Annotated in this window: 16 protein-coding genes; 14 read left to right on the top strand and 2 right to left on the bottom strand. The window is 41.3% G+C overall.

Going from position 1 to position 13,332, the window contains the following annotated elements; genetic code table 11:
* Positions 1-368 precede the first annotated feature (368 nt).
* Entirely contained in the window at positions 369-788 is a 420-nt protein-coding gene (locus tag ACIQ0H_RS21025; protein WP_403419183.1) for a GlcG/HbpS family heme-binding protein, read from the bottom strand.
* 443 nt (positions 789-1,231) lie between these two features.
* Between ACIQ0H_RS21025 and ACIQ0H_RS21030 the strand changes: the two genes are divergently transcribed.
* Genes ACIQ0H_RS21030 through ACIQ0H_RS21040 form a run of 3 tightly spaced genes read left to right on the top strand, consistent with a single transcriptional unit; the run spans position 1,232 to position 3,418 of the window.
* Positions 1,232-2,173 carry a thymidylate synthase gene (locus tag ACIQ0H_RS21030; RefSeq protein WP_403419185.1) on the top strand — a complete coding sequence of 314 codons (942 nt, stop codon included), beginning with the start codon at positions 1,232-1,234 and terminating at the stop codon, positions 2,171-2,173.
* A 14-nt stretch (positions 2,174-2,187) separates the two neighbouring features.
* Positions 2,188-2,676 (top strand): dihydrofolate reductase, encoded by a 489-nt coding sequence (locus tag ACIQ0H_RS21035; RefSeq protein ID WP_403419187.1) that lies wholly within the window; start codon positions 2,188-2,190, stop codon positions 2,674-2,676.
* Position 2,677: 1 nt separating this feature from the next.
* On the top strand, positions 2,678-3,418 hold the full coding sequence (locus ACIQ0H_RS21040; protein WP_403419189.1) for a lysophospholipid acyltransferase family protein: 741 nt from the start codon (positions 2,678-2,680) through the stop codon (positions 3,416-3,418).
* Here ACIQ0H_RS21040 and trhA read toward each other — a convergent pair.
* The gene (gene trhA / locus ACIQ0H_RS21045; RefSeq protein WP_403419190.1) at positions 3,407-4,042 is read right to left on the bottom strand and encodes a PAQR family membrane homeostasis protein TrhA; all 636 of its coding nucleotides are present in this window, start codon (positions 4,040-4,042) and stop codon (positions 3,407-3,409) included. The genes ACIQ0H_RS21040 and trhA overlap by 12 nt on opposite strands.
* A gap of 71 nt (positions 4,043-4,113) precedes the next feature.
* Here trhA and ACIQ0H_RS21050 point away from each other — a divergent pair, with 71 nt between their 5' ends.
* The 11 genes from ACIQ0H_RS21050 (at position 4,114) to ACIQ0H_RS21100 (ending at position 13,301) form a co-directional block, all read left to right on the top strand.
* Entirely contained in the window at positions 4,114-4,953 is an 840-nt protein-coding gene (locus tag ACIQ0H_RS21050; RefSeq protein WP_403419192.1) for a DegV family protein, read from the top strand.
* A 40-nt stretch (positions 4,954-4,993) separates the two neighbouring features.
* Positions 4,994-5,809 carry a GDSL-type esterase/lipase family protein gene (locus ACIQ0H_RS21055; RefSeq protein WP_403419193.1) on the top strand — a complete coding sequence of 272 codons (816 nt, stop codon included), beginning with the start codon at positions 4,994-4,996 and terminating at the stop codon, positions 5,807-5,809.
* Positions 5,810-5,821: 12 nt separating this feature from the next.
* Positions 5,822-6,397 carry a YpmS family protein gene (locus ACIQ0H_RS21060; RefSeq protein WP_403419195.1) on the top strand — a complete coding sequence of 192 codons (576 nt, stop codon included), beginning with the start codon at positions 5,822-5,824 and terminating at the stop codon, positions 6,395-6,397.
* Between the two features lie 12 nt (positions 6,398-6,409).
* Positions 6,410-6,940 (top strand): peptide-methionine (S)-S-oxide reductase MsrA, encoded by a 531-nt coding sequence (msrA, locus tag ACIQ0H_RS21065; RefSeq protein ID WP_403419197.1) that lies wholly within the window; start codon positions 6,410-6,412, stop codon positions 6,938-6,940.
* On the top strand, positions 6,937-7,362 hold the full coding sequence (msrB, locus tag ACIQ0H_RS21070; protein ID WP_403419199.1) for a peptide-methionine (R)-S-oxide reductase MsrB: 426 nt from the start codon (positions 6,937-6,939) through the stop codon (positions 7,360-7,362). Before msrA ends, msrB begins: the two co-directional genes overlap by 4 nt.
* Positions 7,363-7,448: 86 nt before the next feature.
* Positions 7,449-7,670, top strand: a complete 222-nt coding sequence (locus ACIQ0H_RS21075) for a YozE family protein (protein WP_403419201.1) — start codon at positions 7,449-7,451, stop codon at positions 7,668-7,670.
* A gap of 80 nt (positions 7,671-7,750) precedes the next feature.
* Positions 7,751-8,455 (top strand): purine-nucleoside phosphorylase, encoded by a 705-nt coding sequence (gene deoD, locus ACIQ0H_RS21080; RefSeq protein WP_403419203.1) that lies wholly within the window; start codon positions 7,751-7,753, stop codon positions 8,453-8,455.
* Positions 8,456-8,536: 81 nt separating this feature from the next.
* Positions 8,537-10,042: a lmo1851 family serine protease gene (locus tag ACIQ0H_RS21085; RefSeq protein WP_403419205.1), complete on the top strand. Its 1,506-nt coding sequence runs from the start codon at positions 8,537-8,539 to the stop codon at positions 10,040-10,042.
* Positions 10,043-10,106: 64 nt separating this feature from the next.
* The gene (locus tag ACIQ0H_RS21090; RefSeq protein ID WP_403419238.1) at positions 10,107-11,030 is read left to right on the top strand and encodes a CobW family GTP-binding protein; all 924 of its coding nucleotides are present in this window, start codon (positions 10,107-10,109) and stop codon (positions 11,028-11,030) included.
* A gap of 146 nt (positions 11,031-11,176) precedes the next feature.
* Positions 11,177-11,920 carry a CAP domain-containing protein gene (locus tag ACIQ0H_RS21095; RefSeq protein ID WP_403419207.1) on the top strand — a complete coding sequence of 248 codons (744 nt, stop codon included), beginning with the start codon at positions 11,177-11,179 and terminating at the stop codon, positions 11,918-11,920.
* A 397-nt stretch (positions 11,921-12,317) separates the two neighbouring features.
* Positions 12,318-13,301, top strand: a complete 984-nt coding sequence (locus ACIQ0H_RS21100; protein WP_403419209.1) for a CAP domain-containing protein — start codon at positions 12,318-12,320, stop codon at positions 13,299-13,301.
* The last annotated feature ends 31 nt before the right edge of the window (positions 13,302-13,332 follow it).

Genomic DNA, 13,332 nt, shown 5'->3' on the forward strand with positions numbered 1-13,332 from the left:
AAAGCACCCACGACCTGTTCTTCACCTCTACTATATAAAAAAAGTAGTACAAACCAATGCCTTGGCCTGTACTACTAATCTTAGTATGTTTAGTTCAACAACAGAAAATCGTCTATTGACGGTCTTTTTTTGCCTGTATTATGCACATGCAAAAGGGGACCGCTCTTATTGAGCGGTCCCCTTTTACACAGTCATCTTTCCTTATCTATACATAAATAGCTTTTCTCAATTGAAATAGACAGCTTTCTGATAAATTACTTTGCAAATAAAAAAGCGACCCGTCCACAATTATGTGGGTAGCTCGCTTTTTATCGTTATTTTATTACATCGACCGCAAGCATTAGTGCTACCGCAAATATTCCATATTATTAAGGGTTGACAGGATATGAAACTGAACTGGTCAAGTTTTCAAATGCTTTAACCGCAGCATTTGCTACTTCAATATCTTGTGTACTGGTGGCTCCACTAACGCCAACACCACCAACTACTTTCTTGTTAAATACAAGGGGAATTCCTCCTCCTAAAACGACGATTTTTCCCTGGTTTGTCGTGTTGATTCCGTATGATGGCTCACCAGGTAACGCCGCAATAGACAGATTCGAAGTCGGCATTTGCATTGATACACTGGTCCATGCCTTGTTTTGAGCGATATCAATCCCCGCTAACTTGGCATTATCCATTCGGAGAAAGCCAATGAGGTTTCCACCTTCATCAACAATAGCTATATTCTCAGAAAGACCCAGTTCGCATGCTTTTCTTTCAGCAGCTTCTAATAAAATTTTAGCCATTCTTAGTGTAATGAACATTATTTTCCCCTTTCTTAAAATCATTTATATTATATTGATAAATATCTCATTATGTGAATTAAGCATTTAATGAAAGCGACCAATCCAATTAGGGAAAGGTCGTTTTTTTGTGTATCTTTCAAAGAAGCAAATCTAAATAAAAACTTTCGAATACTAACTGTACCCCAAGCGTACCCCAGAAGAATATCGTACAATACATCTAATTACCAAAGTCGAAATTCTGCGGTACCATTAAAACGCTGAATATATAAGTCTTTCGCCTACACAACAGCTGACACTTCAAACAACATTGAATATTGCTCAAAAAACACACCTCCTAAGTGGTTATCTTAACTAACTGCTTATGGGGTGTTTTTTCGCTCTTAAATATTATCTTCATATGATGATTTTTGATATACTAAACACAAGTGTAGGGAGGTAAATAAATGAAGCAATATTTAGAGTTATGTAAACATGTGCTTGAAACAGGCACTAAGAAAGAAGATCGGACAGGTACGGGGACGATCAGTGTGTTTGGTTACCAGATGCGCTTTGATTTAAACGAAGGATTCCCACTGATGACGACAAAAAAGACGGCATTTCGGCTTATTTCATCTGAACTTTTATGGTTCTTAAAAGGTGATACGAATGTCAAAACGCTAATCGAGGATCGCAATCCGATTTGGGATGAATGGGCGTTTGAACAATGGGTAAAGAGTCCAGAATATGTCGGGCCGGATATGACTGATTTTGGGCGTCGGGCTGCAAAAGACGAAGAATTTGCCGCTATTTATAAAATTGAAATGAATGCATTTAAAAAGCGAGTTATAGAAGATGCGGATTTTGCAGAGAAATATGCTGATCTTGGACCTGTTTACGGAAAGCAGTGGCGCTCTTGGACGACTGGGGACGGTGCTATTGATCAGATTGCCAATCTTATTGAGGGGATTAAACGTAATCCCGATTCCAGACGTCATATTGTAACGGCTTGGAATCCATCTGAAGTGGAAGATATGGCATTGCCGCCATGTCATGCGCTGTTTCAATTTTACGTAGCAGACGGAAAGTTGTCTTGCCAGCTTTACCAACGCAGTGCAGATATTTTTCTAGGGGTACCGTTTAATATTGCATCGTATGCACTACTTGTTCATCTGATAGCACATGAATGTGATCTTGGCGTTGGCGAGTTCGTTCATACGCTAGGTGACGCGCATATTTACACGAATCATATTAATCAGGTGAATGAGCAGTTGACACGGGAACCGAAAAAACTACCAACGTTGAAACTCAATATCGAAGGGAAATCGATTTTTGAATTAGAAACGTCAGATATCGAACTTGAAAATTATGATCCGCATCCAAAAATAAAAGCACCCATTGCTGTTTAAGGGAGGAAAATACTTTGATTTCACTACTTGTAGCGCATGACCCGGACCGAGTTATTGGTAAGGATAACGAATTACCTTGGCATATTCCTGAGGATCTTGCATATTTCAAAAAAATGTCTATGGGAAAAGCAATGGTGATGGGACGCAAGACGTTCGAGTCGATTGGTAGACCGTTACCCGGGAGACTTAGTGTTATAGTCACGCGCAATGAAGCGTATACAGCTGAAGGCGCTGTTGTTGTCCATGATATTCAGGAGGCAATTGCACAAGCGCAAGCGTTTTCTGATGAAGTGATGATCATCGGCGGTGCTGAAATATTCCGCATGACAATGGAAATTGCAGATCGCCTTTATATTACAAACATTCAGAAAAAATTTGAGGGGGATACGTTTTTCCCTGCGTACGAAGCTGAATGGAAGCTTACATCAACTTCAAAAGATCACATCACAAAAGATGGTATTCCTTACTCATTTCTCGTGTACGAAAGGAATTCATTGACTTAATATGTTAAAAACAATTCGGACGTTTTCGTATCTATTTGGTTACTTGCCATTTACGATACGAAAACTGAGTAAAGTGAAGAAATTAAGCCGTCAATTAGATCCGAATGTCCGAGATTTTTATGTGGATGAGGTGCCCAAAGTATGGGCAACAGGTATTATGAAAAGAACCAAAAGTTCCATTTCGATAACAGGAACGGAACACTTACCAGAAGGACCTGTGTTGTTTATTAGTAATCATGAAGGGAATTTCGATATTCCCGTATTGATTTCTACTATTCCAAAACCATTTGGCTTTATTTCTAAAGTAGAAGTGAAGAAACTGCCAATTATCAATGACTGGATGGAAGAGATGAACTGTGTCTTTATCGACAGATCGGATAGAAGAAGTGCGATGAATGTACTTCGGGACTCGGTAGAGAAATTACGTGGAGGCCATTCGATTATTATATTCCCCGAGGGCACACGCAGTAAGGGGACGGGCATACAGGAATTTAAATCAGGTTTTGCCAAAATCGCACAAGATGCCGGTGTTCCAGTTGTTCCGATTGCCCTTTACGGCACGTCCGAAATTATGGAGAAAAACAATAATAGAATTCGTCCAGCGCAAATTCGGGTTGAAATTTTACCTACCATCGATGTGGAGACTGTACAAACGATGAATAGGAAGAAACTTGTCAATCATGCAGAAATACTGATTGGTCAGGCCGTCGATAGAATTAAGAAAACGCCCTCACGTATATAAGAGGACGCAGAAATACATGGAGGCACTGCCAGCCATGACAAATAGATGCCAAATTGCATGGTTGTATGGGATTTTCCTCCAAGCGTAGAAGATGGAACCGACAGTATATAATAGACCGCCTATTACAAGAAGCGCAAAACCTGCAAACGTCAATTGGTAGAATAACGGTTTTATGGCAATTAGGATGAGCCAGCCCATAATGATATAGAAGATTAGTGAAACAAATTCAAAACGATGGATGAAAAACACTTTGAATAAGATGCCTGCGATGGCTAGACCCCATATAACCCCAAACAATATCCATCCTAGTGTCCCTTTAATGGTGATGAGGAGAAATGGCGTATAAGTGCCCGCAATCAACAGGTAAATCGCAGAGTGATCAAGTATAGAGAAAATCCGTTTGAATTTAATAGGCATACTATGTAGCAGTGTACTCATAAGGAATAAGAGTAGCATGGAAACTCCGAAAATAGTGTAACTGACAACATACGTGGCTGTGCCGCGCTGAACACCAACAACAATCAAATATACAAATGCAGGTATACTGAGAACGAAGCCTATTCCATGCGTAATTGCATTCCATAGCTCTTCTCGACCATTTTTGAAATCATATGCAGTAGTCAATAGAATAACCTCCTTTTTTTACTATACTAAAATAGATTGAGAATTGCCACTACTAGAGGGGAGTACATGTTGTGAAAAAAGTTCATATTGTGACAGATTCAACAGCAGATATAAAAAAAGAGGATATTGAGAAATACGGAATTCATATCGTCCCACTGACCATACATATTAACGGTAAAACATATGTAGATGGAGTCGATATTCAACCGGATAAATTTGCCGAAATGATGAAGGGTTCAGCAGAATTACCAAAAAGTTCACAGCCTGCAACGGGGGTTTTCAAGGAACTCTATGACCAGATAGGCGAGGATGGCAGCGAGATCATTTCCATACATATGACAGGCGGCATGAGCGGAACCGTAAAGTCTGCTCAGACAGCTGCCGAAATGACAGATTCGAAGGTAACGGTTATCGATTCAATGTTCATTACACATGCCTTAACGTTTCAAGTAATGGAAGCTGCCGAAATGGCTGCGCAGGGGAAAACCGTTGCTACTATCATTGATCATTTGAATGTTGTACGTAAAAAAACATCACTTTTCGTCGTTGTAGACGTGCTGGATAACCTTGTAAAAGGTGGTCGAATCGGTAAAGGGAAAGCAATGATTGGTTCATTACTCAATATTAAGCCCATCGCAATGCTAAAAGACGGCGTTTATACACCTGTCGCTAAAGCACGTAGCCATAAACAAGTCGTTTCCCATTTATTTAAAGCGTTTACGGAAGAAACGGCTGGAAAAATTGTTCGTGGTGTTGGGATTGCACATGTCAACGGCTTAGCGATGGCAGAGCCGCTGAAAAAAATGATTGAAGAGTCAGGGGTCAAGGATGTCGAACTGACGTTTGCGACACCCGTAATTAGTACACATACCGGTGAAGGTGCGATTGGATTTATGTACTATACGGATTAAGATGACGGATTCTTTACTGAAGAAAAGGGGAACGATACGTATGAGAAGAGTATTCATGGTGCTGATAGCCTTCTCATTGTTTTTGTCAGGCTGTCAACGGGAACCCGTAAATACAATTGAATCGTTGTCAAAACGGCAAGAATTAGCATTTACGAAATGGGACATTCCCGGCTATTTTATACCGAAACGAATTCATGTGATTGGTTTAGGGGACTCGCTGACGCAGGGTGTTGGGGATGAGTTGAAAAAAGACGGTTATTTTGGCCGTGTCACAAGCAAGATGAATGAGTGGCGAGGAGTTAAGGATGTCGACGCTGATAATTTGGCAAAAAGAGGTCGGAGAAGTGATCAGCTTATCGAACAGCTCGCGAAGCAGGATATTCAATCGGACGTAAAAAGGGCAGATCTAATCTATTTGACGATTGGCGGCAACGACATTATGAAAGTTGTTAAGTCCCATTTGTTTAATTTGAAGGTTGAACCTTTTTATGTGGAGCTAGGGAAGTTTGAGAATAGGCTGGATGAATTGTTCTCAATCATCCGGGCATTGAATAGTGATGCAATCATAATCGTAGCCGGTCTTTATAATCCGATTACACTTGTGACGGATGAATCGAATGAATTTGTAGATATTATTGATGATTGGAATGAAGCGATCGAAGTTCGCACGTCTATGGATGGAAAAGCTTGTTTTGTCCCGGTCATCGATCTATTTGATACCAATGAAAACATGGTTTACCACACCGATTTCTTTCATCCGAATGCCAAAGGATATGATGCGATGGCGGAGCGTTATCTTGCGGAATTGAAGGAATGTGGTTTACTGGAGCTGTCAGATGGGGAATTGGATATGTAGGAGCTGGATGCGATGAATAAATGGAAAATAGGATTTTTTTTACTAGCAGGGATTGTCGCCGCAGGAATATCTGCCGTGATTTTACTTCTCAGTAGTTCCCCTGAATCCGTTCCTCTTCCTGATAAGGGCGTGGTGGATGTGTCTGATAATGTCTTAACGGTGAAGGCGACCAAAGAGAACTTAGAAGGAATCGCTAATACGTATATAAAAAAAGCGATGAAAGGTGGACCGCTTCCGGTAACGATGAAAGTTAGCGATGAGGTACTACTGTTCTCGGAAATGACGATGTTCTCATTGACCTTCCCGGTTATTATGCACTTTGATCCGGTTGTACGAGAAGATGGCAATTTAATTTTGAAGCTCTCGAAGATGGAAATTGGGGAACTAAACGTACTCCCCTCAACCATTTTGAAGATTTTAAAGGATTCTGTGCAACTACCTACTTGGATGACCGTTCGTCCAAAAGAGGAAGAAATATTCTTTAACTTAGCGGAAATTCCAGTTACGGGTAATTTGCAGGTAAGAGCCAAGACATTCAATTTGGCGGAAGATGAGATTATTCTGGAAATCATTATCCCGAAAAAATAAGGGGGTTTGAAGATGGCGCAATCATTGGCAACATTTGCAGGTGGCTGTTTTTGGTGTATGGTGAAACCATTTCACCGCTACGAAGGGGTTCTTGCTGTTATTTCTGGTTATACCGGTGGAGATATTGCAAATCCTTCATACGAACAGGTTTGTACAAATACGACGGGACACCGGGAAGCCGTTCAAATTACATTTGATGATGAAATCATTTCATACAGTGAACTTCTGAATATCTTCTGGCGTCAAATTGATCCAACGGATAGTGGAGGACAGTTTTTCGACCGTGGGGAATCGTATAAGACAGCGATTTTTTACCATACTGCTGAACAATTGGAGTTGGCAGAGCAATCGAAGTCCGATCTAGAGGATTTGGGTAAATTCGGCAAGTCCATTGCGACAGACATTCTTCCAGCAAAAGCATTTTATGAGGCAGAAGAAGGGCATCAAGATTACTATTTGAAAAATCCCGCGCATTATAATCGATATGCGAACGGATCAGGTCGAGAACGCTTCAAATCTGACAACTGGAGTGAGGAAGTATGAAAGAGGAACTGAAAAAGAAATTAACAGACATGCAGTATTACGTCACACAGGAAAATGGAACTGAGCCTCCGTTTCGCAATGAATTTGACAGTCATTATGCGGAAGGAATCTATGTCGATATTGTGTCTGGCAAACCTTTATTTAGCTCCAAAGATAAGTTTGATGCGGGGTGCGGTTGGCCAAGCTTCACGAAACCGATTGAAGCGATCGAAGTGGTCGAGCACTTTGATACTAGTCATGGTATGAGACGGACGGAAGTACGAAGTAAAACAGCAGACTCACATTTAGGACATGTTTTTCCAGACGGTCCAGGTGAAGATGGGCTCCGTTATTGCATCAACTCGGCTGCTATGCGCTTTGTACCTGTCAATCGTTTGAAAGAAGAGGGATACGAAGCATATGCACAGCAATTTGAAAGCTAACTTGTTTTAGCGTTCATCCCCCCATATCTAAAGGGGGGAACGTAATTACACCAATATAGAACTAATTATTGAGGGGGAATGAATAGATGGATCGATCTTTTTATCACTTTGTCCTTTCATTCCGTGGTGGAGTGAAAGGTGATTTGAATTCAATATTTGCGGAAAGTATGTTCAATGATCTTAGTTTTCCAAAAGAGGAAAAAGCCTTTGATCCACTGTCACGCTATATTGAAGAGAAGGCGGATTCGCAAATGCCATCCGTCATTTTTGATGACTTATACAAATTGTATGAGGAACGATTTATGTAAGACTGGGCGGCAACTTCATTGCATAATGCCTTATTTGACTGTATGATAAGAAAAGAAAATTTGAAAGCGAGGCTTATGGAATGAGTATACATATCAATGCTAAAAAAGGTGACATCGCGGATACAATTTTGCTACCAGGTGACCCACTTCGTGCAAAATATATCGCGGAAACATTTTTAGAAGACGTTACACAATACAATGAAGTTCGTAATATGTTTGGTTATACAGGTACTTACAAAGGTAAACGTATTTCTGTACAGGGAACTGGAATGGGTGTACCATCAATTTCAATTTATGTTACGGAATTAATGCAGGAGTATGACGTGCAAAAATTGATTCGCGTTGGAACTTGCGGTGCTATTCAGAAAGATGTTCACGTGCGGGACGTGATCCTAGCACAAACTGCATCTACTAATTCCAAGATGAATGACATCATCTTTAATGGTGTAAGCTATGCACCAACTGCAGACTTTGATCTTTTATTAAAAGCGCATACCGCGGGTCTTGAAAAAGGTTTGGCATTAAAGGTTGGTAATGTCTTTACTGAAGATATTTTCTACAATGAGCATTCACAGCACGAAAAATGGGCTCAGTATGGTGTCTTAGCAGTAGAGATGGAAGCGGCAGCATTATATACACTTGCGGCTAAATTTGGTCGTCAAGCTTTGGCGATTCTAACGGTTAGTGATCACATCCTTACTGGGGAAGTAACATCGTCAGAAGAACGTCAAACGACATTTAATGATATGATTATAGTGGCATTAGAAGCAGCTATTCAAGAATAATTTTAAGGAAAGGACCGCCCGCAATGTAGCGGTCCTTTTCTGAACAAACTCTTATCGTGAGAGCGGAAAGTGGGAAATAGGATGGACGAAAAAGAGAATAACGGCCTTGAATCAGAAAATGAATTGAATCACCAACCGCCTGCAAAAAGGACGATTAACTTAAAACCGTTCTCTTTCGTAATGCTTGTGTTCGGTCTTGTACTAGCGTCGGCAGGCGTGACGTTCTTTGCATTGACAACAGGAGACGATAAAGTAGTTGATGTGGGTAGCCCACAAAAACCACTAAATATGAATCGCCAAGAATTTGCTAAGTTATATGATGCGTACGATGAAGTAGTGGGGAACTATTATGACGAAATTGATGAAACCGCTATTATAGACGGTGCCATCAATGGAATGATTGACGCACTTGGTGATCCTTATTCTGATTACTTAAACGAGAAAGAAGCTAGACAGTTAAATGAAAGTATTTCGTCAAGCTTTGAAGGAATTGGCGCCGAAATCCAAGAACAAAATGGCTATATTAACGTGGTGTCGCCGATTAAAAATTCACCGGCAGAACACGCAGGTATTTTGCCGAATGACCTAATCATTGCGGTTGATGGTGAAAGTATTCAAGGATTGTCTTCCTCGGAAGCTGTTTTGCTAATTCGCGGGGAAAAAGGGACACCTGTCACATTAACCATTAAGCGTGGAGAAAATGCAGAACCTGTCGATATGAAAATTGTTCGTGACGTCATTCCAGTTGAGACGGTTTATACTGAAATGCTGTCTGATGGCATTGCACATATTCATATTACGAGCTTTTCCGAGGGGACTTATGCAGAACTACTTGCTGCTCTCGATGACATGGAAAAGCAGGGGATGAAGGGCTTGATTGTCGATGTTCGTCAAAATCCAGGTGGTATATTGGAAACTGCCATTGAAATTTCTGATCTGTTTGTGGAAAAAGGCAAGAATTTATTCCAATACGAAGACAAAGGATCGAAACCGATTGTCTATACAGCTTCCGGAAATCGTAAGGTTACTGTTCCGGTAACGCTTGTTATTGACGAAGGAAGTGCCTCGGCATCTGAAATCTTAGCAGGCGCTATGAAGGAGTCTGCTGGTATTCCGCTTGTTGGTGTGAAAACATTTGGTAAAGGAACTGTGCAATCGCCAAAAAATCTACCAGATGGCTCCAATTTGAAACTCACAACAGCAAAATGGCTAACAGCTGATGGCAACTGGATTCATAAAAAAGGTATTGAGCCAACGGTAAGTGTACCGTACCCATCGTATGCTATGCTTCCATTCCTCGACCCTGCCGCGGAAATGAAGGAAGGCATGAATTCACCTTCTATTAAAGCAGCTGAGGAAATGTTAGAAGCTGTCGGCTATGAGCCAGGTGAAATTGATGGACTGTTTGACGAAAAAACTTCGCAGGCTGTTAAACAACTGCAGGATGATCTTACAGTTGAAGCGAATGGTGTTTTATTGGGCGAAACGACTTTGGGCTTGATGAATAAGCTACGGACGAAAATTCAAAAAGAAGATCCGCAGCTACTAAAAGCAAAAGAACTATTGCTTGAAAAAGTAGGGAAATAACAAAAAAGCGTCCAGTCCTAATTCGGATGGACGCTTTTTTGATTAAATGATAGAGGGTGCTCAAATGATTGATGTTTACTTATTCAGTGGCTTTCTCGGTAGTGGGAAAACGTCGCTATTACTTCATACAATTGGACAGTTAAAGGAACAAGGGAAGAAGCCGGCAGTGTTAATGAACGAATTCGGTGCACTACCATTTGACTCAGATGCTGTCGAGGGGGAGGGGGACGTGCCGCTCAAAGAGCTTTTGGAAGGGTGTATCTGTTGTACTGGATCTGAAAAGACCGAGGCGCAGCTTCAGGGGCTTCTAGAAGAAAATGATGACATCGATGTTATCCTGATTGAAACAACGGGTGCTGCCCATCCTGTTGAAGCCCTGGATGCCATCTATTCACCTTTATTCGCGGACAGACTTAATGTCAGAGGTATTGTCACCGTCGCAGACTCTAAACGATGGTTAGAGCGCGACAAGTTGTCTCCGCAAATTCGGGCATTATTTATGGAACAGATACGACATGCTCATCTGCTTGTAGCGAATAAAGCGGATTTGCTAACGGACGAAGAAATGGCAACCGTGACACTGGAACTGTCCAATTTCAACGGTTCTGCCCCCATCATTCAAACGACTGGTGCTAAAGTGGCGTTTTCTTTCATTGAAAAGACACTACAAGAACCTGATAAAGTTTCTGGACAACCAATTATTTCTGGTAAAAACCTTCCGCTCTCCTCAAAACTCATCACTTTTACAGAAAGTGTGGATAAAGAAGACTTCGAGAATTGGATTAGATCCCTACCTGATACAGTTTATAGAATGAAAGGTTATGTTCCTGTTAAAGGTTTCAAAAATCCTTTTTTATTCCAGTATGCTTACGGTATGGTCAATTGGTTGCCGGAATATGTCATGATTGAACCTTGTCTCGTAATAATTGGTGAAGGAATTGAAATGATAAAGTATGAGACCGTCAACCCCAAATTCGATGAAATATAAAGAGAGTTGTCCAAAAATAACCAGATTTTAATCGGACAAGGTCTTTGACAAAGGTATTCATCATAGAACTGGGTGAACTGGAAAGAACATCCGATATTCTGAATCTCACAGACGGTATGATAGTTTGCGAAGGGAGGAGTAATGAGATGAAAAAAACAATAGCAGTACTCATGCTCGGTTCGGCGCTCTTACTGCCGAACAACACAAGTGTAGAAGCTTCATATGCGAACAATAATGTAGAGGTACAAAGCACGTATGTACAATGTTACCTATTAGGGGGACAACTCTACGATGTGAAGACAAATAAGAAAATAGAGAATGGTTATCGTTACCATTGGAAAAAGCATTTTAACAAACATCCAGGGGGTGTTGTACCAACACCAAGCGAGCCAGTTGAAAAACCTGCACCATCTGAACCAACACCAGCTCCGGTACCAACACCAACACCAACACCAGAACAACCAGGTGATGTTACACCGGAACAACCAGGTGAAACACCGCAAGACGCATCTATTTCTGCGATTGAAAAGGCAGTTCTTGACTTAACAAATGCAGAAAGACAAAAAGCGGGTCTTAAACCTCTACAAACAGACAAAAACTTAATGACTTCTGCTCGTCAAAAGTCAGCAGACATGGCTTCAAAAAATTATTTTTCACATACTAGCCCAACATACGGATCTCCATTTGATCAAATGAAGGCAAACGGTGTCACATATAAAGCGGCAGCTGAAAATATTGCGATGGGTCAACGTACGGCTGAGGAAGTTGTAAAAGGCTGGATGGAGTCACCAGGACATAGGCAAAATATTTTAACGTCTAGCTATACGCACATCGGTATTGGTTATGACAAAAACGGTAACTACTGGACACAGCAGTTCATTCAAAAATAATATATTCTGATAAGTCATCCTTTGTACCGGTACTATTTCGGTGTGCGGGGTGGCTTTTTTTTGAATAGGATTTCAGTTTTGGCCAATACGGCTGGTATTGGGTATAAAAATCTTTTTTATTTCTATATGCTTACGGTATAGTCAATTGATTGCTGGAATACGTCATGATTGAACCATATCTAGTAATATTCGGTGAAGGAATTGAAATGATAAAGTATGAGACCGTCAACCCCAAATTAGATGAAATATAAAGAGAGTTGTCCAAAAATAACCAGATTTTAATCGGACAAGGTCTTTGACAAAGGTATTCATCATAGAACTGGGTGAACTGGAAAGAACATCCGATATTCTGAATCTCACAGACGGTATGATAGTTTGCGAAGGGAGGAGTAATGAGATGAAAAAAACAATAGCAGTACTCATGCTCGGTTCGGCGCTCTTACTGCCGAACAACACAAGTGTAGAAGCTTCATATTCTGATAGTAAGGTGCAGGTGCCAAGCGCGCAGCAAGAAAAGCACCTCGTATGGGGGGACTACATATACAAGTCGTATTTCGGCAAGTATTTCAATGATAGATTCCATTTCGACTGGAAGCATTGGGAAGAAATTTTAGGGGGGAACCCTCCATCTATAAATAAACCGGGTGATACAAAACCGGAGGAACCATGTGATACAACACCGGAGAAACCAGGTGACACAACACCGGAGAAACCGGGTGACGCAACACCAGAGAAACCAGGTGACGCAACACCAGAGAAACCAGGTGACACAACACCAGAGCAACCAGGTGACACAACGCCGGAGCAACCAGGTGACACAACGCCGGAGCAACCAGGTGATACAACACCGGAGGAACCAGGTGAAGTGACACCGGAGGAACCAGGTGAAGTGACACCGGAGGAGCCGGGTGAAGTGACACCAGAGGACCCAGGTGAAGTGACACCGGAGGAGCCGGGTGAAGTAACACCAGGACAACCGGGTGAAACACCGGAAGATGCATCTATTTCTGCAATTGAGCAAGCAGTTCTTGACTTAACAAATGCAGAAAGACAAAAAGCAGGGCTTAAACCACTGCAAATTGATAAAAACTTAATGAGTTCTGCACGCCAAAAATCAACGGATATGGCTACAAACAATTACTTTTCACATACAAGCCCAACTTACGGGTCACCATTTGATCAAATGAAGGCAAACGGTGTCACATATAAAGCGGCAGCGGAAAATATTGCGATGGGCCAACGGACAGCTGAGGAAGTCGTTAAAGGCTGGATGGCGTCACCAGGACATAGGGAAAATATTTTAACACCAGGTTACACGCATATCGGTATTGGGTATGACAAGAATGGTAACTACTGGACACAGCAGTTCATTCAAAAATAAAATTGTATTGAGCCATCCTTTGCACCGGAAA

Source organism: Sporosarcina sp. NPDC096371, assembly GCF_044762865.1.
GTDB lineage: Bacteria > Bacillota > Bacilli > Bacillales_A > Planococcaceae > Sporosarcina.

Excerpts from the sequence above, each read along its gene's own strand:
- ACIQ0H_RS21025 (WP_403419183.1), bottom strand. The coding sequence starts at position 788 with ATGGCTAAAATTTTATTAGAAGCTGCTGAAAGAAAAGCATGCGAACTG.
- ACIQ0H_RS21030 (WP_403419185.1), top strand. The coding sequence starts at position 1,232 with ATGAAGCAATATTTAGAGTTATGTAAACATGTGCTTGAAACAGGCACT.
- ACIQ0H_RS21040 (WP_403419189.1), top strand. The coding sequence starts at position 2,678 with ATGTTAAAAACAATTCGGACGTTTTCGTATCTATTTGGTTACTTGCCA.
- ACIQ0H_RS21055 (WP_403419193.1), top strand. The coding sequence starts at position 4,994 with ATGAGAAGAGTATTCATGGTGCTGATAGCCTTCTCATTGTTTTTGTCA.
- ACIQ0H_RS21060 (WP_403419195.1), top strand. The coding sequence starts at position 5,822 with ATGAATAAATGGAAAATAGGATTTTTTTTACTAGCAGGGATTGTCGCC.
- msrA (WP_403419197.1), top strand. The coding sequence starts at position 6,410 with ATGGCGCAATCATTGGCAACATTTGCAGGTGGCTGTTTTTGGTGTATG.
- msrB (WP_403419199.1), top strand. The coding sequence starts at position 6,937 with ATGAAAGAGGAACTGAAAAAGAAATTAACAGACATGCAGTATTACGTC.
- ACIQ0H_RS21075 (WP_403419201.1), top strand. The coding sequence starts at position 7,449 with ATGGATCGATCTTTTTATCACTTTGTCCTTTCATTCCGTGGTGGAGTG.
- deoD (WP_403419203.1), top strand. The coding sequence starts at position 7,751 with ATGAGTATACATATCAATGCTAAAAAAGGTGACATCGCGGATACAATT.
- ACIQ0H_RS21085 (WP_403419205.1), top strand. The coding sequence starts at position 8,537 with ATGGACGAAAAAGAGAATAACGGCCTTGAATCAGAAAATGAATTGAAT.
- ACIQ0H_RS21090 (WP_403419238.1), top strand. The coding sequence starts at position 10,107 with ATGATTGATGTTTACTTATTCAGTGGCTTTCTCGGTAGTGGGAAAACG.
- ACIQ0H_RS21095 (WP_403419207.1), top strand. The coding sequence starts at position 11,177 with ATGAAAAAAACAATAGCAGTACTCATGCTCGGTTCGGCGCTCTTACTG.
- ACIQ0H_RS21100 (WP_403419209.1), top strand. The coding sequence starts at position 12,318 with ATGAAAAAAACAATAGCAGTACTCATGCTCGGTTCGGCGCTCTTACTG.